The organism is Okeania sp. SIO3B5 (assembly GCF_010692555.1).
Taxonomy (GTDB): Bacteria; Cyanobacteriota; Cyanobacteriia; order Cyanobacteriales; family Microcoleaceae; genus Okeania.
Map to the genome: position 1 here is coordinate 65823 of NZ_JAAHHG010000023.1, position 20992 is coordinate 86814.

The 20992-nt window shown below is 35.1% G+C and carries 15 protein-coding genes and 1 CRISPR repeat array; of the genes, 8 read left to right on the forward strand and 7 right to left on the reverse strand.

Annotated elements, in window-relative coordinates; genetic code table 11:
- Positions 1 to 530: 530 nt before the first annotated feature.
- The 4 genes from F6K54_RS05300 to F6K54_RS05315 form a co-directional block, all read right to left on the reverse strand.
- Positions 531 to 2327: a hypothetical protein gene (locus tag F6K54_RS05300; protein WP_293075334.1), complete on the reverse strand. Its 1797-nt coding sequence runs from the start codon at positions 2325 to 2327 to the stop codon at positions 531 to 533.
- A 330-nt stretch (positions 2328 to 2657) separates the two neighbouring features.
- Complete coding sequence (locus F6K54_RS05305; protein WP_293075336.1) at positions 2658 to 3287, reverse strand: ABC transporter ATP-binding protein; 630 nt, start codon at positions 3285 to 3287, stop codon at positions 2658 to 2660.
- 423 nt (positions 3288 to 3710) lie between these two features.
- Positions 3711 to 4025 (reverse strand): hypothetical protein, encoded by a 315-nt coding sequence (locus tag F6K54_RS05310; protein ID WP_293075338.1) that lies wholly within the window; start codon positions 4023 to 4025, stop codon positions 3711 to 3713.
- Position 4026: 1 nt separating this feature from the next.
- On the reverse strand, positions 4027 to 4506 hold the full coding sequence (locus F6K54_RS05315; RefSeq protein WP_293075340.1) for a Panacea domain-containing protein: 480 nt from the start codon (positions 4504 to 4506) through the stop codon (positions 4027 to 4029).
- A gap of 238 nt (positions 4507 to 4744) precedes the next feature.
- Between F6K54_RS05315 and F6K54_RS05320 the strand changes: the two genes are divergently transcribed.
- From F6K54_RS05320 to F6K54_RS05340, 5 genes are all read left to right on the forward strand, one after another.
- Entirely contained in the window at positions 4745 to 5752 is a 1008-nt protein-coding gene (locus F6K54_RS05320) for a Sll0314/Alr1548 family TPR repeat-containing protein (RefSeq protein ID WP_293075342.1), read from the forward strand.
- A 377-nt stretch (positions 5753 to 6129) separates the two neighbouring features.
- On the forward strand, positions 6130 to 6582 hold the full coding sequence (locus F6K54_RS05325; protein WP_293075344.1) for a DUF3531 family protein: 453 nt from the start codon (positions 6130 to 6132) through the stop codon (positions 6580 to 6582).
- A gap of 598 nt (positions 6583 to 7180) precedes the next feature.
- Positions 7181 to 7627: an NUDIX hydrolase gene (locus F6K54_RS05330; protein WP_293075346.1), complete on the forward strand. Its 447-nt coding sequence runs from the start codon at positions 7181 to 7183 to the stop codon at positions 7625 to 7627.
- Positions 7628 to 8992: 1365 nt separating this feature from the next.
- Entirely contained in the window at positions 8993 to 9580 is a 588-nt protein-coding gene (locus F6K54_RS05335; protein ID WP_293075348.1) for a tetratricopeptide repeat protein, read from the forward strand.
- Between the two features lie 382 nt (positions 9581 to 9962).
- Positions 9963 to 10244 (forward strand): DUF3288 family protein, encoded by a 282-nt coding sequence (locus F6K54_RS05340; protein WP_293075349.1) that lies wholly within the window; start codon positions 9963 to 9965, stop codon positions 10242 to 10244.
- A gap of 541 nt (positions 10245 to 10785) precedes the next feature.
- On the opposite strand, the gene F6K54_RS05345 is transcribed toward F6K54_RS05340, so the two are convergent.
- Complete coding sequence (locus F6K54_RS05345; protein WP_293075351.1) at positions 10786 to 11307, reverse strand: hypothetical protein; 522 nt, start codon at positions 11305 to 11307, stop codon at positions 10786 to 10788.
- Positions 11308 to 11671: 364 nt separating this feature from the next.
- Positions 11672 to 12412, reverse strand: a complete 741-nt coding sequence (locus F6K54_RS05350; protein WP_293075353.1) for a class I SAM-dependent methyltransferase — start codon at positions 12410 to 12412, stop codon at positions 11672 to 11674.
- Positions 12413 to 14117: 1705 nt separating this feature from the next.
- Here F6K54_RS05350 and F6K54_RS05355 point away from each other — a divergent pair.
- From F6K54_RS05355 to F6K54_RS05365, 3 genes are all read left to right on the forward strand, one after another.
- Entirely contained in the window at positions 14118 to 16790 is a 2673-nt protein-coding gene (locus F6K54_RS05355) for a glucosidase (RefSeq protein ID WP_366558060.1), read from the forward strand.
- 1584 nt (positions 16791 to 18374) lie between these two features.
- A CRISPR array of direct repeats spans positions 18375 to 19889; the repeat unit is 36 nt; unit sequence CCCCCCCGCTGGGGTTAATGCGGATTAGTTGGAAAC.
- Between the two features lie 107 nt (positions 19890 to 19996).
- Positions 19997 to 20290, forward strand: a complete 294-nt coding sequence (locus F6K54_RS05360) for a nucleotidyltransferase family protein (RefSeq protein ID WP_293075355.1) — start codon at positions 19997 to 19999, stop codon at positions 20288 to 20290.
- Positions 20287 to 20415: a nucleotidyltransferase gene (locus F6K54_RS05365; RefSeq protein WP_293075357.1), complete on the forward strand. Its 129-nt coding sequence runs from the start codon at positions 20287 to 20289 to the stop codon at positions 20413 to 20415. The genes F6K54_RS05360 and F6K54_RS05365 overlap by 4 nt, the downstream gene beginning before the upstream one ends.
- 293 nt (positions 20416 to 20708) lie before the next feature.
- Here the strand turns inward: F6K54_RS05365 and F6K54_RS05370 are convergent.
- The coding region (locus F6K54_RS05370) for a hypothetical protein (protein ID WP_293075359.1) at positions 20709 to 20992 on the reverse strand (284 nt) is incomplete at its 5' end.

Sequence of the window (20992 nt, forward strand, 5' to 3'; positions counted from 1 at the left end):
AAACACTATGTATCTATAACGTTATAGTTTTTCAACGCTATATATTATATTCAGGAGTTAGGCATTTTTGGGTCTTAAACACTATGTATCTATAACGTTATAGTTTTTCAACGCTATATATTATATTCAGGAGTTAGGCATTTTTGGGTCTCAAACACTATGTATCTATAACGTTATAGTTTTTCAACGCTATATATTATATTCAGGAGTTAGGCATTTTTGGGTCTTAAACACTATGTATCTATAACGTTATAGTTTTTCAACGCTATATATTATATTCAGGACTTATATATTCAGGAATTAGGCATTTTTGGGTCTCAAACACTATGTATCTATAACGTTATAGTTTTTCAACGCTATATATTATATTCAGGACTTAGGCATTTTTGAGTCTTAAACGCTATGTATCTATAACGTTATAGTTTTGGAACGCTATATATAGTGTATCTGCGTAAATCCTGATTCTGTTTCTCCCATTTTTTAACAAGTTGAGGGATACTCGACACAGCATTAATAAGCAATATTATTTCCTACTCCGCATTATTCCAGCCATCAATTGTAGCAATTAAAATATTAACTGCTGGATGGTTTATCAATTCCTTAAAAGCTTCCTTTCCTCCCTGTTTTAACCCTTCAATTATTCGAGACTTCAAAGACGGATTTTTCTCAATTTCTTGCATTACTTCACCTACAATTATTGCATTTTCCGTAGGAGTTGCAGAATAGTTAGGTTTAGACAATTGTTGTAATAATTGTTGAATTTCTTTTGCTGCCTCTGCTAAATTTTGCTTTTGTTCTGGGGGGTAATTATATTGATTTTGAGTTGCTGTGTTTATGTTTCCTTGACCAGTGATGCCGACAATATTAGCACTATCACCAATCCGAATGCTAGGGTTATTTTCCTCAGTCATTTTTAATCTCCTTATTTCACTATTTACAAAAATATTAGTACCATTAATTTGATATTCAGTAGTTGTCTGTTGAAAAACCTTTTCTGAATTTTTCTCCAGGTATTGGATAATGTCGTCAAATTTGACTTTTATTGCTTCATATCTATTTTGCACCTTAGCTTGATTAACTATACCTTCCAGAGTTGAAAAGACTTTCCTGAAATATTTTGTAGATGCTTCTTTAACAGGAATTACAAGTTTTTCTTGACCGGATATTTCAGTTAAAGGCGGTAAGAATACTATGCAAGGAAGTTGTTCAATAGGGATACCTAAATCTCGTGCTATTTTGTAAGATTCTTTTCTGTTAAATGGCTTTTTAGTAAACAGTCTTATTGGTTTAAATATTTCATGTAGTTTTGATAAAAGTAGATACTTCCAATACTTGATCAACAACTTCCAGTTAATTCCCTTTTTTTCTAACACATATATATAGCACCATTCACCAGTTAGCTCGTCAAAATCTTCAAAGTTATTCATCATGTAGTCTACTATTTCCGAATCTCCATCTGTATAGAGGAAAATTCCTTTAACTATGCTATGTGAGTCATTCTTGATATTTTTGTCAGTAATTATGGTGTCTCCATATAGAGTTTTGCTTGTAGGGATGAGACCGGATTGACCTTTCCATATTTCTCTGTATAAGAGTTTTATTGTAGGGGTAGAACCCGCAATCGTTATTGGTGGAGAGTTTTCATCTAAAACCTGGTAATACTTTTCCTTAATTATAGAGACAAAAACTTTACTATTCTTTTCAATTAAATTTAACTCCATTAACTCAATTAAGCTTTGATATTGAGTCTCAATTGTGGCAGCAAAATTAGACTTACTATTACCTTGTAGAGGGTAGTAAATATCTTCAATTATTGTTCCATACGTTACCTTAATTACAAAGATAACACTTATCTTATTACTCTCAGCTAAATTTGATTTTACTAACTCCACTAACTGTAGGTACTGTTCCTCAATTTTCAGGACAATATTTACCTCATTCTGTGCATCTATATCTCGCTTAATTAACAATTTAGCTAATTCAATTAACTTTTTATGTACCAGCTCAACTTTGGATACAATAGATGTATTCTCTTCAGTTGAATTTAACTTAATTAACTCAATTACTTTTTGATTGGCTGCCTCAAGTATAGAAACAATGCTAGTTATTTTTTTATTGATTAAATTTGACTCTATTAAACTAATCAGCCATTGATATTCTCTCTTAATTCTAAAAGCAAGGTACAAATACAACCTTTCAAGAAAATCATCATTTTTAAGTAATTCAACAAAAGCTGTATCTTGCTCATAATTTGATGTACTTAATTGTCTAAGCTCTCTCAACTCTCCTAATTGTTCTAATACTTCATCCCGACTCTCATTACTCACAATAATTACCCCCAATTAATCCAACTTCTTAACAACCAACAACTCATTCCCTTGATCGTCGCGCCTTAACTGCTATCTCCCGATATTCCCCTGGTTCAAACGGTGCGTTGGTAGTACCTGCCAAATGTTCTTACACAGAATCTTCATAACTACCTTTCAATTCTTTCTTGATACTATCCCAAACATTTATCCGTTGACTTCTGACTTCTGATTTCCGACTTATGATTTCAAATGAGCGATCGCCTCCTTCTCACTTTTATCTAAATTTCAGGAGACATCTATATAATAAAAAACCAACTCAATTAACTTATAAATTCTAAATTCTGAATTCTAAATTCTACATTCCAAGTTTCCTTTATTTAAAGTCCAACATTTATCAGCTATTGGTAAAAGGTCACTAGAATCATGGGTGACAACCAATAAACTCCAATGATTTTTCAATTTAGCTAATAAGTTGACCAGTTGTTTTCGCATTGACCAATCTAATCCTGCCGTTGGTTCGTCTAACATTAATAGATGAGGTTGCCTAATTAGTTGTACTGCTAAAGCGAGGCGACGTTGCTGACCTCCACTTAAAGCATGAGGTGATGTACTTAATAATAGGTCTTGAAGTCCTACTTCTTCTAGAGCAGAAGATATTTGTTCTGGCCGTATCTCTGGATGGCCTAATCGTAATTCTTCGAGAATAGTAGCACCGCAAAAATGTCTCTCTGGGAATTGAAATACTAAACCACCTAATTGTTGTAGATGTTCAGAGGTTAATTTTTGGTCTCGCCAGCAAATTTCTCCTTTGGAACATTCAGCTAAACCAGCTAATATTTCTAATAATGTAGTTTTGCCGGAACCGCTACGACCGATAATTAGTCCCATTTGTTGAGGTGCTAGTTCCAGATTTATATTTTTGAGAATAGGGGTGGTACTAGCTGCTGGATGATAGTGTAGGTTTTTGAGATATAGCATTAATATATTCTAGTAGATATGACTTACTACTTGCGAGAACTTACAGAGAAACGCTAAGTATAATAGTTTAAAATTATATGGTGCAATTTATGTAGTATTTGCCGTTGAAAAATTCCTAATTACTGTTGATTAAGAACTAAATTCATCTATCAATTTTTCTATAGCTGAGTTTCTTTTATTTTCTGGTATTTTGTACATTATCTTAATCAAAAGGTCAGGAGACGCACTTTTAGTAAACCAATCATCTTGTTCTAAATCAAAAAGGTTTTTTAAACGTTCTCCTATTGCTTCTCTATCTGGTTTATCTAGTTGTCCAATTCGCTTTTTCCATTTTCCTTCTGGATTATTAAAGTAATTGGCATCAATAGTACATATCTGATTAACAAGAGCAAAATATTTTTTATGTAAACAATTTTTAGCTGTTCAGTTAATTGGATAAGTTGTTGGTAGACCTTTATATGTCTCTTTAGAAGTTAAAGGAATAGCATTAAAAGTTTCTATATACCCAGACTCATCTGAAAATTTTTTACTTGTCAAAACAATATAGGAATGTTCACCTCTTAAAACTATGCTAGGATTAACTTTCTGTTTGCAAGATGAGTCCTGGCATTCAACATAATCTAGAGGTTCTATATTATATAAATAAGTATGATTTAATTTGCAAGTCAAATAAACTTTTTGGGGATTAATAAAATAAATCCAACCTTTTCTAGGTTTTTGGTTTTTTTGTTTAACCACTTTAAACCCCTAACTCCTCATTTAGCTTTTCTCTTTCTTTTTGCAAGTTAAGCTTAACTTTTTCTTCTGGTTTATGAGTATCTATCACAGCTAGCATTGGAGCAGTTTCATAAACATATTCTAGTAATTGATTAAGTTTATCTGAACCAGCCCATTCTCTCCTAATATTATCTAACATTAACATTAGACTTTTAGGTAACTTTAAATCCTCTGTTTTTTCTGCTTCAGCACCAGGTTTAATAAATTTTGCCTGTCCTTCTAATTCTTGACAAATCTCTTTACCATTCATGCGCTCTAGAGCCATATCTATATCTTCGTGCCACGGGCCGTGGTTATAAAAATACCAATCTAATTCAGTTAGTTGTTTTCCTGTCCACTTTACGGAGTAAAGATCCGCAAGATATAAGAACTTAACTAGCTGTGTTTTTGTAATATGTCCTTTTGTCTCATAAACAAAATACTTGATGAGTTGTTCTAGCATTGTTTTTATCTATCTTATCTATAAGATTTTAAGTTTGAAAAAGTTTCAGATGATTATCTTTAATCTATTTATTATCCTTTTTTTTGCTGAAAAAGTCTACATGAAATCTATATCATCATTAAAAGGTTAAAATCTAACCAAACATTTTAATTTAACTTCTACTTCCTTATAATATAAGTTAAGGTCTGACACAAAAAATTACAAAGTCTACAAAAAAATTTTAGTCTCAAAATAACTTATGCTAAAAACTTCATTGATTTGGTGTAAATACATTCCATTTTTGAAACAAATATCAGTTATTTCTAGTGCTACTTTAATCAGTTTGAATCTATTAGTAAATCCAGCAATAGGAGACCCATTTCGCAAACAAAATCCTATTGAAATAGGAGAAAAAACTGAAGCAGCTTTTAAAGCAATGTTTGAGGAAGGAGATTATAAACAAGCAAAAGATTATCTTAAAATAGCTGAATCTGAAGAGATAAGTGAACCACTTGTTTATGCAATGATAGCTTCCTTACATTACTTAGATGAAAATTGGGAATCGTTAAAATTGTATGCCGAGAAAACTACTGAAGTAGCAGAAAATTTAATTACAATTAATCCAGTTCGCGGTAATATTTATGCTGCAACTGGTCGATTTCTAGAAGGTGCTTATATTATATCTACTGAAGGTACATTAAAAGGTGCTCCAAAAGCTCTGGAGAAACTTCGGAAAGCTTTGAGTCATTTTGAAACAGCAGAGAGAATAAATTCATCAGATCCAGAGTTAAATTTGCTCAAAGGATATATGGATTTAATGTTGGCTGTTAATTTACCATTTTCTGACCCGGAAAAGGCAATAAAAACATTGCAAGATAAAGCTTATCCTCATCATTTAGCTTATCGAGGAGTGGCAGTAGCTTATCGAGATTTAGACAAACTTGAAAAAGCTTTAGAATATGTGGATAAAGTTTTGTTAGAAGTTCCAGATAATCCTGAAGTACATTACCTAAAAGCACAAATTCTAGTTGCTCAAGCTCGAGATAAAGATAATGATTTATCAATGAGAAAAAAAGCTAGGGAAAACTTTGATATGGCTTTGGAAAAGTCAGATAAAATGCCAAGACGTTTGGTCGCACAAGTATTTTTTGAACAGTGTAAAAATATTAATAATATAGATGATGGTAAACGACCTTGTGACCCAATGCGAGATGCTATTAGGGATGGTTCGGGTACATGGGGACCAACAGAATTACCACCGCTTTAAAGTAGCGGTTAGTAATCAGCAATCAGCACTCAGCAGTAAATGTTTAGAAGGGGATTTAAACCCCAAGTAGGAGCGAATGGCCATTTGCTCCTACAAGCTTATAGTTGTTTGCGGAGCATACCGGTATGGAAACGCTAATAGCTAATAGCTAATAGCTAGTTAAATTGCTAATTCAAAAGTATAAATTTTTAACTAAAGTTAATTTTTTTCTATAACAACTCTTGAGGTGTCTATAGAGAAAATATCTGGGAATTAAGATAAAAAATATCAGGATTAATAGTTTTTTATACTGGGATTTTTTGATAATTTATACTCAGATTGTTATCTTGATAAATCAGTCGAATTAATCTAAACAAAATCAGGAATGGCAAATATTTATGGAAATACAATTTCGCGAATTTAATCCTTTTGATGTGTGGATTTGGTTAGAGTTTAGTACTGTTCCTTCAACGGCAGAAAAGCATTATATAGAGGAATTATTTGATTCCTGGTTTTTATTAGGAAAACTGGGTGGCTTTAATGCAGAAAATCTACAAGTTCAAGATGCAGGAATAGAAGTTAGTTATATGGAATATAGTCAGGAAGTTGCAGGTCAAAGTATGATGGCTGTTATGCACAATATGGGAGAAGTAGAATATCAAGGATTTTGGGGTCGTTGTTGGTTTGATTTGGGAACTAGCGATGCTTTAGCAATTGATATTTTGACTAATAGTTTTCAACGATTAAGTGAGGAGTTTGTCAAAATAGAAAAACTTATTATTGGGGGGCAAAATGAGGATTGGCCTGTGCAAGAAAATCATGATGAAATGGGTTTTTATGATAATAATTGATGTTCAATAATTTAGAATTTAGAATTTAGAATTTAGAATTACCTCTTCTTATAAATTAAGAGGAATTTTCATTAATTGATAATGGATAATTGATAATTGATAATTGATAATTACCTCTGGTTAAAACTGAGAGGATTGAATATCAGGAGATATTATTTCTTTTCTCTTAGTCGATTGGATATGGGGAGGAGGCCCGCTCTTATCAGAGCCGTTCCGCTTTATATGTTGCGGAGCAAAACGCCATCCCACCCTACGGGAAGCTCCGCTTTTCATGTCGGCGACAGCCGAAACGACCGCTTTTTCCCCTTAAAAGGGGAGGCTTTAAACCAGAATTATTTAATTATTAATTATTAATAATTCGGTAAAAATTAAACCCGATCAAGCTTTTTACTGACCAGAAAATTAGGTTTCAAGCTTCCCGTTTTCAGGGGATAAAAAGCGGTCTGTTATATCCAATCAACTAAGAGAAAGAAAATTCAGTATTTTAAGCTTACTACAGAAATAGGAGGTACTGATAACTGTTAACGCAGTTCCTCCGACAGGAGGCTAACTGATGACTGATAACTGAAGTTACCCTTGATATTTATCTGAGAAAATTATGAGTAAGAAGAATAAAATTAGGGTCTTAGCTTTGGGTTTAATTAGAGATGGCGATCGCTTGTTTATTTCTCAAGGTTATGACTCTGTAAAAAAAGAATTTTTCTATCGGGTTATGGGTGGGGGTGTTGATTTTGGAGAGTATAGTCGTGATGCTTTACAAAGAGAATTTCAAGAAGAGATTCAAGCTGAGTTGACTAATATTAAATATCTGGGTTGTATGGAAAACATTTTTATATTTAATGGGGAGGAAAGACATGAGTTAATTCAATTATATAAATGTGATTTTGCAGATCGAAAGTTTTATCAAAGAAAAGAATTAACTTTTTGGGAGAAGGAACGAAAAAAAACGGCACTTTGGATTTCGATAGATAGATTTAAGTCTGGAGAATTGAAAATAGTTCCAGAAAATTTTTTAGAGTATTTTTCATTAATGGATAATGGATAATTGATAATTACCTCTGGTTAAAACTGTTACGGAATTGAATATCAGGAGATATTATTTCTTTTTTTTTCCCTTAAAAGAGTAGGCTTTAAACCAGAATTCTTTAATTATTAATTATTCGGTAAGCATTCAGCCGTCAGCTATCAGCTATCCGCTTTTAAAGGAGAAAAAAGCAATATTTATCAAAGCTTCAGAGTACGAATCTCTGGTTGAGAATTTAGTAGAAGTTAAACGAATACTTGCTTCATTAATTAGAAAGCTGAATGCGAGCTTTAGAGTATTGTGATTAGGAGAGTCATTAAAATGGAGATTAATATTCCTGATGTAACGGAAGGAAGAGGGAAGAAGGAAGAAGGAAGAAGGAAGAGGGAATAAAGAATCAAGTAAAAAATCAAATTGCTGGAGATAGGTATTTGAAGTAATATGAATCTAAATTTACAGGATAAAATTTTTTCAACAGGATAATAAATCTTAAAATTATACTCAATTATTATTATCAGGAATGAAGAGGAAATAAGGAATCAAGCAGTGGCAGGAAAGGTTAGAACATATCAAAAGCTTAAAACTCAGACAATGGAATATTTTTCCTTCTTCCTTCTCTCCTAGATAACTAAAGCCTTCTTCCTTCTGCTATAAAGTAAAAATCAAATTGCTGGAGATAGGTATTTGAAGTAATATGAATCTAAATTTACAGGATAAAATTTTTTCAACAGGATAGTAAATCTCAAAATTATACTCAATTATTATTATCAGGAATGAAGAGGAAATAAGGAATAAAACAGTCGAAGGAAAGGTTAGAACATATCAAAAGCTTAAAACTCAGACAATGGAATATTTTTCTTTCTTCCTTCTCTCCTAGATAACTAAAGCCTTCTTCCTTCTGCTATAAAGTAAAAAATCAAATTGCTGGAGATAGGTATTTGAAGTAATATGAATCTAAATTTACAGGATAAAATTTTTTCAACAGGATAGTAAATCTCAAAATTATACTCAATTATTATTATCAGGAATGAAGAGGAAATAAGGAATAAAACAGTCGAAGGAAAGGTTAGGACATATCAAAAGCTTAAAACTCAGACAATGGAATATTTTTCCTTCTTCCTTCTTCCTTAAGAAAATGAGTCTAAATTTACAGGATAATTTTTTTTCAACAGGATAATAAATATCAAAATTATACTCAATTATTCTCGGGAATGAAGAGGAAATAAGGAATCAAGCAGTGGCAGGAAAGGTTAGAACATATCAAAAGCTTAAAATTCAGACAATGGAATATTTTTCCTTCTTCCTTCTCTCCTAGATAACTAAAGCCTTCTTCCTTCTGCTATAAAGTAAAAAATTAAATTGCTGAAGATAGATATCTGAAGAAAGATGAATCTAAATTTACAAGATAAAAAAACTTTTCAACAGGATAATAAGTTCCAAAATTATACTCAATCAAGTCAAGTAAAAAACTATTACTCTGAGTTATCAAAATCTGAAGAAAATGATGTTGATGCTATTAATAAATTAGCAGAAACTTATTATAATCAAGGAAATTTTACAGAAGCGATCGCTCTCTGTCATCAAGCTCTAAAAAATCAACCAAATTTTGCCCCAGTCTACAAAACTTTAGGAAATGTACTACAAGCACAAAATAAAGTAAATGCTGCGATTCGTGCTTATTTATTAGCGATAAAAATTAATCCAAAATTTGTTGAAGCTATTGTCAATTTGGGTAGTATGTTTTATAAAAAAGGGCAAATTAATGCAGCAATGATTACCTATAGAAAAGCAATTAATCTAGATCCTAATATAGCAGCAGCTTATTGGAATTTAGGTAAAGTTTTAGAACAAGAAGGTAGATTTCACGAAGCATTTTTTTTTCAAGAAAAAGCTTTAGAAATTAAGCCAGATTTAGTTAATAATGCTCGCAAAAATCATCAAGATAGTCTGTTTAAAAAGTGGCATAGTCAATAGAATTAAATAGGATATCCTGAAAATTTTTTTTGGCATAATAGTCATTCTTTAGAATGGTAAAATTAGATGTTATCTTTACTTAATTGACCGAAAAGCACTTTTCTTTCTCCTGACTCCTGACTTCCCCTCCCAGGAGGGGAAGAGAGGAGAAATGGGAATTATAGAGGAGGTAGGAGGAAGAATAATCCCTTGATTATTCTGCGCAACTATCGCCTAAAATGCTAATTTTTTGAACCATTACAACCATTAAGCTTGGACTTTTTTTAATTAAAAAATGCGCTCAACCTCTATATGTCAATGCTTTGAGATTTAATCAGCAAACCCTAAATAATTAAAATTAAAATCATACACTAATTCAGCAACACCCTTATTTCTTACTTTTATGAAATCAGAAGAGCAACAGCATCCTCAATATCATAAAGACCGCGAAATAGTTAACATCTTGTTAACAGAAAAAGATACTCCTTACAACTTAGCAGAATTGGCAAGATTAAAAATTCGTTATCGAGGTTTTCCTGGTGCGAGAGATATTCAGGAAGACTTAGAAAAAGTTCTACAAAAATGGGAATTAACAGAAAAACAGTTGTATGAAAAAACCCGCGCAATTCATAGTCAAGGTAAGGCGTATAAACGACAAAATAACGAACAAGAAGATTGGTTTTAAGTCAGCATTCAACTGTCAGTTTCGGGCAACTATAAGCACTACAACCCACATTTCGCACCACAAAATGTAGTACAAAAGAAGGAGTCAGGAGACAGGAGACAGGAGACAGAATTTGAGAAGAAAATCATGACTGCCGTGATTGAGTAATCAATCAAAGAAGTATTTATGCGTAAATTTTTTACTCGGAATTTGATCAACGAAAAAAGTAATTGAGATGATTTGCATAGTATAAACACCTACCAAGATACAAATTTATATATTACTTTTAATGATATAAATTGAAGTGCGGAATGTGGGCTACAAAAATAGGGCGCAGACATTTTTAACGAAGTCAGAAGTCAGAAGTCAGAAATCAGAAGTCAGAAGTCAGAAGTTATTTTTGTAACGTGGATTTAAGCAAGGTTCCAAAAATATTTCGCCTTAAAAGGCGGGGTTGCGCGACCCATATTATTTTGATAAATTCCTAAGTTTAGTCATGGATTACTTCTGAATTCAGAATTATAAATTCTAAATTCAGAATTCTAAATTCAGCTATACCACGTTAACTATGAACATTAAGCTGTTTAGTAATTATATTAATTGGAGGAGAACAATAAACACATAATTCATTAGCAATTTCTACAGCTTCTTGAGGATTTTTATCTAAATACATTGCGGTTAAAGCAAAATGTTCTCCAGCTCCAATAGCTGCAAATTCATTAATTTTTTCCACTAAATAACTATCACAAATGCGGAAAATTTCTCCCTCAATTCCAACTAAATAATCATTTCTCTTAGAAAAAGAATCATCTTTAGATTTAGCCCAAGTATAAAACTCAACAATGAAATCTAAAACAGCTTCTACGGTTGGCGCTGCGGGTTTATGATTTCTGGCAAAAATCTGCATAAAGCTTAATTCCATAATCAAACCAACACCACCAATAACTAAACCATTAATTTCAAAAAGTTTACCTTGTTCGCCTCCGGTAACACGATAATTTTCTTTTAAATGACCGGATACTCGAATACTATCAGAGGCAAACATTAAGCGGTCTGAATATTTTCTTGCTGCAACAACACTCATAATATTTAATAAAATTTCCTCAAATTAATTATCTACTATTTTAATAAAAAGGGAGTAGGGAGTAGTTAGGGTTTGCTGAAAAAGTATGAGTGGTATAGGTAGGAGTCAGGAGACAGGAGAAATGGGAATTATAGAGGAGGTTGTCTTTCATAATGGTTCCTTGATTTGTCCGCCATACTTACCCTAAAATGCCCTCCTTTTGGAACCAAGGGCGACCTAACTTCTTGTACTTTTTCCGGACAGAAAAAGGCACTTACCTTTATCTGTCAATGGCTTTAGATTTAATCAGCAAGCCCTAATTATTAATTATTAATTATTAATTATTAATTAGGGTTTGCTGCCTAAAATTTAACGATCGCCTGTTTCACTTTTTGCGATAAACATGAAACTTTTGGCTTTCATCAATACTAACAAAACTAAATCCAGCTTGTTCCATAATTTCTTCTTTTTTCCATTGCTTAATGTAATTCAATTTAAGTTTTTGTTGAGCTAATATTTCCCCATCTTTCTTAAAAAAATAACTTTTCTCAATGGATTCAATTTCATCATTTTCCCCAATTTTTTCTATCTCCTGAGAATAAACAATTCCTGTAGGGAGATTTTGTTGATGACTTTTATGTTCTCCTTGAACACTCAACAGAAATAATCCATCTTGACGCAGATGTTTAGCAACATTAATTAATCCCTTAATATCCTCATCAATATCCTTAGTATGATTTCTTAAGTCAGTCCGATCGCCTCGTTGACTTATTACCCAAACCCCTCTACTAGAAACAGCAATATCAAAGGTTTCTTGGAGGTTCATATCATAGATATCTGCTTCTATTAACTTTCCCCATTCTCCTAATCTCTTTCTAGCAATTTCGAGCATTGATAAGGTCATATCTACTCCTGTAAATTCAGCTTCGGGAGCAAGTGGCAATAATTTTTCAGCAAATAATCCTGTTCCTACACCTAATTCAAGTATTTTTTTCTGACCATATTTTATCAAAGAATAGACTGCATTAGCCATTCCTTGATAATCATAATTGCCTTGGGTCATCAAAAGGTCGTAATAATCAGTAAAACTATCGTAATAATCGGTGATATTGGTATATTTATTCATAATTAATTTTTCAGAAGTAAAGTGCAGTTCCTAATAAATAATTTGACTTTTAGTAACTATACCATGTTAACGAAGTCAGAAGTCAGAAGTTATTTTTGTAACGGGGATTTGAGCAAGACTCCAAAAATATTGCGCCTTAAAAGGCGGGGTTTTAGACCCATATTATTTGGATAATTTTATTGAAAAATCCGTATCAATAAATCAGTTATTTCTTTTCTCAATTTGATGTAACTTCACAGGGAATTTGTATACAATTATTTGATTAGATGTTTCGTTTTTTACGATAAACATGAAACTTTTGGCTTTCATGGATACTAACAAAACTAAATCCAGCTTGTTCCATAATTTCTTCTTTTTTCCATTGCTTAATGTAATTCAAATTAAGTGTTTGTTGATCTAATATTTCCCCATCTTTCTTAAAAAAATAGCTTTTCTCAATCGTAATAATCAGTAATATTGGTATATTCACTCATAGTTAATTTTCCTGAAGAAATTGGGTTCCTTGATAACTAATACCATTTCTCAAAAATTTTTCTACATTTTAGAGTAGGGGAGTGGGGGAGTGAGGGAGCAGTAAAAATCAGAATAATTAATGCGTTCCTAGGGTGCTAATTATCAAAAAGGTGATTCTATTTGTGTAAATTATTTAATAATTAGGGCTTGCTGAATAAAAATCAAACTCTTTACAGATAGGTGTTTTAGCTAATTTATGTACTAATAAAATGCTAGCTTTTAGGTGGTAATGGTTCAAAAATCTAGGATTTCCAGCAAGATAGGGGAAGAAAACTAAGGGAAGGTTTTAGTGCGAAGTTTTAGGTGGTAATGGTTCAAAAAAGAGTGGATTTTTCTCAAGAGTTGGGCAGAAAAATCTAGGGACGATTCTTACTACTATCTCCTCTATAATTCCCATTTCTCCTGTCTCCTGTCTTCCCCTCCTGGGAGGGGCGAGGGGTGGGTTGTCTCCTGTCTCCTACCCTCACCCATAAGACTTTTTCAGCAAGCGCTAATTATTAATTATTAATGGCTTTGTTGCATGAAAATATATAGCTGCCGCACTTGATCCGCATATGTACTTCATAACGCGCGGAAACTACTGTAACTATTGGACAATAGATCAATAGAACATCAATGTTTGAGGTGAAAAAGACTGAAACTTTTACCTGTAAGAGCTTTGAGGTTTAATCAGCAGAGCAATAACTATTGGACAATAGATAAATGAACATCAATCATCGCCAAAGATAGTGATATAGCTGCCGCACTTGCTCCGCCAACGCTTTCTCAGTAGAGCAATAACTATTGGACAATAGATAAATGAACATCAATCATCGCCAAAGATAGTGATATAGCTGCCGCACTTGCTCCGCCAACGCTTTCTCAGTAGAGCAATAACTATTGGACAATAGATAAATGAACATCAATCATCGCCAAAGATAGCGATATAGCTGCCGCACTTGCTCCGCCAACGCTTTCTCAGTAGAGTCATAACTATTGGACAATAGATAAATGAACATCAATCATCGCCAAAGATAGGGATATAGCTGCGGAATGGATGTTCAGAATCCTACTTTCATGCAACAAAGACATTATTAATTATCAATTATTGAATACTGTTCCCTGCTATAGAAATAGTTATTGTGTTACAGATAGTTGAGCAAGGTTATAATAAATTGATATTGATATTTTCAACTGTTCCGAAACATTAATTATGATGAATACTCAAAACAATAACCTACCTACTCAAGAAGAACAAAGATTAGAAGCAGACCTCAACCATGAAGCATACTGGAGACGTTGGGGGCCATACTTGAGTGAGAGACAGTGGGGAACAGTACGAGAAGACTATAGCGAAGATGGTTCCGCTTGGGATTATTTTTCCCATGCACAATCTCTTTCTCGTGCTTATCGATGGGGAGAAGACGGTATTTGTGGTATTTCAGATAATCATCAACGACTGTGCTTCGCGATCGCTCTCTGGAATGGCGAAGACCCTATTATCAAGGAACGACTTTTTGGTTTAACGGGAAGTCAAGGAAATCATGGGGAGGATGTTAAAGAATATTATTTTTACCTAGATAATACCCCCAGTCATAGTTATATGAAGGCACTTTATAAATATCCTCAAAGTGCTTATCCTTATGCTGACTTAGTAGCAGAAAATCAACAGCGCGACCGCAAATCTTCAGAATACGAACTACTCGACACAGGAATATTTGCAGAAAATCGTTATTTTGATGTTTTTGTTGAATATGCTAAGGCAACAACAGAAGATATCCTCATTAAAATTACAGTAAATAATCGAGGTTCAGAAACTAAGACGTTACACTTATTACCCACTCTCTGGTTTAGAAATACTTGGTCTTGGGATAATAAATCCCAAAAACCTATGCTCAAAAAAATTAATCCTGGTCTCATTGAAACAGAACATCCAACTTTAGGAAAAAGGTGGTTTTATTTTCCTCAGACAATGGAACTATTTTTCACAGAAAACGAAACTAATAAACAAACTTTATTTGGAGAAAAAAATGACTCTCCTTATACCAAAGATGGCATCAATAATTATCTAATTAACGGTCAAAAAGATGCCATTAATCCAGAGATGTATGGAACTAAATTTTCACCATATTATTGTCTAGAACTAGAACCAGGTGAAACTAAAACTGTTAAATTAAGACTTGCTAACTCCCCAGAAATTCAACAGCCTTTAGACACAGAATTTGAAGAAACTTTTCAAACCAGAATTCAAGAAGCAAATGAATTTTATCAGCGTCTTTCCCCCTGTAAAATGAAGGATGAATGGCGTAATATTCAGCGTCAAGCCTTTGCCGGACTACTCTGGACAAAACAATATTATCATTATATTGTTGAAGAATGGCTAAAAGGAGACCCTACCCAAGTGCCAGTACCAGAAAACCGTAAAAATATCAGAAATTATGGGTGGGTTCATCTATTTAATGATGATGTAATTTCCATGCCTGATAAATGGGAATATCCTTGGTATGCTGTTTGGGATTTAGCATTTCATGCCATACCTTTAGCAATAGTTGACCCTAATTTTGCTAAACGTCAATTAGACCTAATAACCAGAGAATGGTATATGCACGCCAACGGTCAATTACCAGCTTATGAATGGAATTTTAGTGATGTAAATCCTCCCGTTCATGCTTGGGCAACTTGGCGAGTTTATCAAATTGAAAAAGAACTTTATGGTCGTAGCGATCGCAAGTTTCTCGAAAGAGTATTTCAAAAACTTTTACTCAATTTTACTTGGTGGGTAAATCAGAAGGATGTTGAGGGAAATAATGTGTTTGAAGGAGGTTTTTTAGGTTTAGATAATATTGGAGTATTTGACCGTAGTGCAGAGCTACCAACCGGAGGTCATATTGAACAATCAGATGGTACAAGTTGGATGGCAATGTACTGTCTAGATATGTTAACTATTGCTCTGGAACTTGCTAAAGAAAATGAAGTATACGAAGATATTGCTTCTAAATTTTTCGAGCATTTTCTCTACATAGTTGATGCTATGAATCATTTAGGTCCAGATGGCACTCAACTCTGGGATGAAACGGATAATTTTTATTATGATGTTCTCCACCAACCAGATAAGGAAGATATACATATAAAAATTCGTTCAATAGTAGGATTAATTCCATTATTTGCTGTGGCAATTATTGACTCAGAAACTTTACAACGATTACCTAAATTTCAGAAACGGGTAAAATGGTTTATGGCAAATAGGATAGATCTTAGTGCTAATATTGCTTGTATGGAGGCTTGCGGTATTGACTCAGAACGTTTATTAGCAATTGTTAGTCCCGAACGTCTGCGAATAATCCTGGAAAAAATGTTAGATGAAAATGAATTTTTCAGCGATTATGGTATTCGTTCCTTATCTCATTTCCATACTGAAAATCCCTATATTTTTAATGCTAATGGAGAAGAATATAGAGTTGATTATGAGCCTGCCGAATCTACCAGTCAAATGTTTGGAGGAAATTCTAATTGGCGGGGTCCAATTTGGTTTCCAATTAATCATTTAATGATAGAATCTCTGCAAAGATTTCATAATTATTTAGGTGAAGATTTTCTAGTGGAATGTCCGACAGGTTCGGGTAGGATGATGAATTTATGGGAAGTATCATTAGAAATTGAAGCGAGACTAATTAAAATTTTCCTCAAAGATGAACATGGAAAACGTCCGGTTTATGGTGACACAGAAATATTCCAAAATGACCCCTACTGGCAAGATTTAATTCTGTTTTATGAATATTTTCACGGCGATAATGGTGCAGGTTTAGGGGCAAGTCATCAGACTGGTTGGACTGGTTTAGTGGCAAAGTTGATTCAGCAACGGAGCAAATATGTTTGTGAAATTTAATAGGACTTACGCATGAACGCTATTGGTAGTAGACTGACACGCCTAAAAATGTAGGTTGGGTTGTAGCTTGCTTCCGCGTAGCGGTACGGCAGTGTTAGCGGAGCTTCCCGGAGGGAAACCCAACAAAACCTTGCTAATGTTGGGTTTATCCTAACGGATAAGCTCCGCTAACGTCCCTCAACCCAACCTAAACTTATTGCACTCCTTATATTCAATCAAGAACGGTTAAAACCCGAGGTAATTATCAATTAATGAATCCTATCTCCTCGCTCATTCCCATTTCTCCTGTCTCCTGTCTCCTGACTCCTACCCCAAACCCTATTCGTTTGACTTTTAAATTATGACTTATGACTTCTAAAAAAGGGTTGACAATTTGTATACCTAACGTTAAGATAAAAAGTAATGGCAGCGGTATTAAGAACCTCGACAAATGAATAGCAGAAGCTTTTTAGTCATTTCTAGTATTTTAGAAGTGCTTAAAAGGTGGTTTTTCATCTTTGCATGGTACCCCATCGACGGGGGTCGGAGAATCGCTGAAATGCTGATTCTTTCGTTGACCCCCGTCGATGCCATGCTAGGAGCGGGTTTGAGGGGTGTCATTTTGGCAAAAATTGCCTTGTTGACTTTTTTATCAAAGGGGCGCGTCGATTTGGGGGTCTGAAAGCCTTGCTCTGTCGTGGTTCGTGCGATTCGTTTGGTCTAAGTAAACAGCAATGTTAACGTTCAGCCAGCCCTAATAAAAGGGTAACTCTGATACTCATGGAGGTTAAATTCCTCCCCGCGCGGATGCCGCGTGACTCCATAATCCCAGGATTCAGAATTAGCAACTCTATCTCGAGCGTGCATGGGTTAAAAGCGGAGTAAGGGTAATGTTATCCCAATCCTTTGCAAGGGAAGTTGGTTACGGCTATCGCATAGAGAATCTAGTACTATGGGTCGTGAACAGAGACAGGGGAAAGACATTGATACCCCTGAACCAAAATGGTACGCCTCGTATAATTGGAGCCAAACAGAACCAGTTGGTTTCGTATCTAATTAGGGGTCGGCCTAGACTAGGAGCCTAAAGCCAACAAAGAAATGATATCAGGGAACGAAGTAACCCCTTTGAGCCTCTCTTAAGTGGCAGGCGTTACCACTATAAATAAAACCCGCAGGTACAAATATTACGACCTGAGTACCAAAACAGAGAGTAGGAAAAGCTTAACCAATGGCTCTGAGGGTGGAGGATTCCTCAAGAAGCAAAGGCTTGGATGAAAATTCGAATGGATGCAGACGTGAGGAGGTAATTAAGGTAGGCGGTAAAATCAGAAACTGTTAGGGGGACAAAATTTAGCTCCCAAGGTGTGAAGTGGAAGCCGTGCCCACTATAAATAAGAAATCGAAGCAGTCAAGCTAAATGCACCTGAGTATAAGTGCCCAATCCTAGAACCCTTGGTCTTAAGATGGGAAGAAGGGAGTATGTGAACTTAACCTCGAAGCATCCTTAGTTATTAGCAGCCGTGTGAGCTGGAAACTCTCATGCACGGTTCTGAAGCAGAGGTGAGTGGTAGTGATACCTCCATCGACTGTACCCAAAACGTAGCTCCCCCCCGCTGGGGTTAATGCGGATTAGTTGGAAACTTGAGTTGTAAAAATGAAAGAGCTAGCTTCCATTTCCCCCCCCGCTGGGGTTAATGCGGATTAGTTGGAAACTCTTGGTTGCTCTTTTCCTTCAGGCATACTTAATCTCTAATTCCCCCCCGCTGGGGTTAATGCGGATTAGTTGGAAACGCCACCTGAACGATTTTCCATTCTTCAGGGTGAAAGTGGTCCCCCCCCGCTGGGGTTAATGCGGATTAGTTGGAAACATTGCTGCTCTACAAACTCCTCTATTGCAGATAGATCAGTTCCCCCCCGCTGGGGTTAATGCGGATTAGTTGGAAACCCTTTGTGCCGTAGAATTTAGTCATGTTTGTTTATTTTCCCCCCCGCTGGGGTTAATGCGGATTAGTTGGAAACATTCTGGATACGTAAATATTCCACATAGAACATTCCCCCCCGCTGGGGTTAATGCGGATTAGTTGGAAACTTTTTGGTGGTGGCTTTAATTTAGATTACCGAAGATGTCCCCCCCGCTGGGGTTAATGCGGATTAGTTGGAAACAAGTGGTCTGCCCTAAACGAGTCAACTCCAGCTTCCTAACCCCCCCGCTGGGGTTAATGCGGATTAGTTGGAAACATCCCGTAATGCCACTTATGACAGCAGTAACTAGAATCCCCCCCGCTGGGGTTAATGCGGATTAGTTGGAAACCTCCTGTTGCAATCGTTCAAGCAAAAAGTTCAAATCCCCCCCGCTGGGGTTAATGCGGATTAGTTGGAAACACTTTCTCGAGGTCGATGTTGTTTTCAGCCAGAATTTTTCCCCCCCGCTGGGGTTAATGCGGATTAGTTGGAAACATTACGTCAGAGTCTCTGGGGCAGATCTCTAAGTTCGTCCCCCCCGCTGGGGTTAATGCGGATTAGTTGGAAACCAACTACGGGGTTTAAAAACCACCGCAGTTGCCTTGGCCCCCCCGCTGGGGTTAATGCGGATTAGTTGGAAACGAGTGATAGTGAGAAACAATAACTCTGTTTTTCCTATTCCCCCCCGCTGGGGTTAATGCGGATTAGTTGGAAACTTTTACAAGATTGACCAAAACAAGCTCTTTGGAAAATAGTCCCCCCCGCTGGGGTTAATGCGGATTAGTTGGAAACGATGATATTTCTCGACCTGAAAAAATCACCTAGCACCCCCCCGCTGGGGTTAATGCGGATTAGTTGGAAACAATAAATGTAAGCAGAAGCAACAATCTCTAAAATCATTGAACCCCCCCCGCTGGGGTTAATGCGGATTAGTTGGAAACTTTTAGGGGTCTAAGACCCCTAAAAATTCAAGTCCCCCCCGCTGGGGTTAATGCGGATTAGTTGGAAACCTTATTATCTATCTACCACCATTATTTTCTGACCTATCATTTCCCCCCCGCTGGGGTTAATGCGGATTAGTTGGAAACTTCCTCTAATACCTCCAAAACGTTCTGCTCATCACCCCCCCGCTGGGGTTAATGCGGATTAGTTGGAAACTTTAAACTGAAAAAGTTATCTGCTTTGTTGCAGATAGAAGTTTTTAACTGTTGTAAATTAGACAAGATTTTATTTTTTGTTAATTGAAACTTTTATCGCGGTGTTATATGAAACTAAAGCAATTACTGTTAGAAAAACGAGAAGAAATTCTTCATTTTGCATCTCAACATGGGGCGTACAATGTGAGAATTTTCGGTTCAGTTGCCAGAGAGGAAGATGACGAAAATAGTGATATTGATTTTTTAATTGATTATGATTTAAACAAGATTAGTCCTTGGTTTCCTTCGGGATTAATGCAAGATTTACAGTCTATTTTAGGTCGTAAAGTTGATATTGTTACGGTGGAAGGATTGAAAGAACGGATTAGAGAAAGGGTGTTAGAGGAAGCAATAGAATTATGAGGAATGATCGGGAAAGATTGATAGATATGTTAGAAGCAATTTCTCAAATAGAAAAGTACGCAATTCAAGGAAAAGATAGGTTTACGGGAGATGAGTTAGTTCAAACTTGGATGATTCATCATTAACGCTCCAGGTAGTTTAATCTGCCTGGGGTTTTTTATTTTTTGAAATTTTAAGAGTAGCGATCGCAATTGAAATACAGAAAGTTTTTTCCTAATTAAGAGGATATCTGAAAAGTTTTTTGACACTGAATTTTGCCCCCCTAGCCCCCCAACTTTGGGGGGAACAAGAGTCAATTTGTTTCTAAAAGTCCCCCAATTTTGGGGGATTTAGGGGGCGCATGATGTAGCAAATGGGACTTATCAGACAACCTCTAAGGAGCCGTGTAAAAATAACTTGAAAAAATTACCGTGTAGCACTATTTCAATATTTGAATTTTGTTCAACAAAAATGCTTTACCAGTTTCAGTATCAAACGCCCAAGCTTTAAGTTTCACCTTTCCTTGAGGAATTTCTTCAACAGTAAAAGACTTTTGCCAACCAGAATCTAAATAACCTGAATTATCAAAATATTCTCTAACACTAGGTCTCGGCATTCTCTGATTAATTAACTTAAATATTATGTCTTCTCCCTCCGCATTTTCATAAGTTAAAATCACACCATCAGCAACTTCATTTCTTTCGGGTAAAACTGAATTTTGCC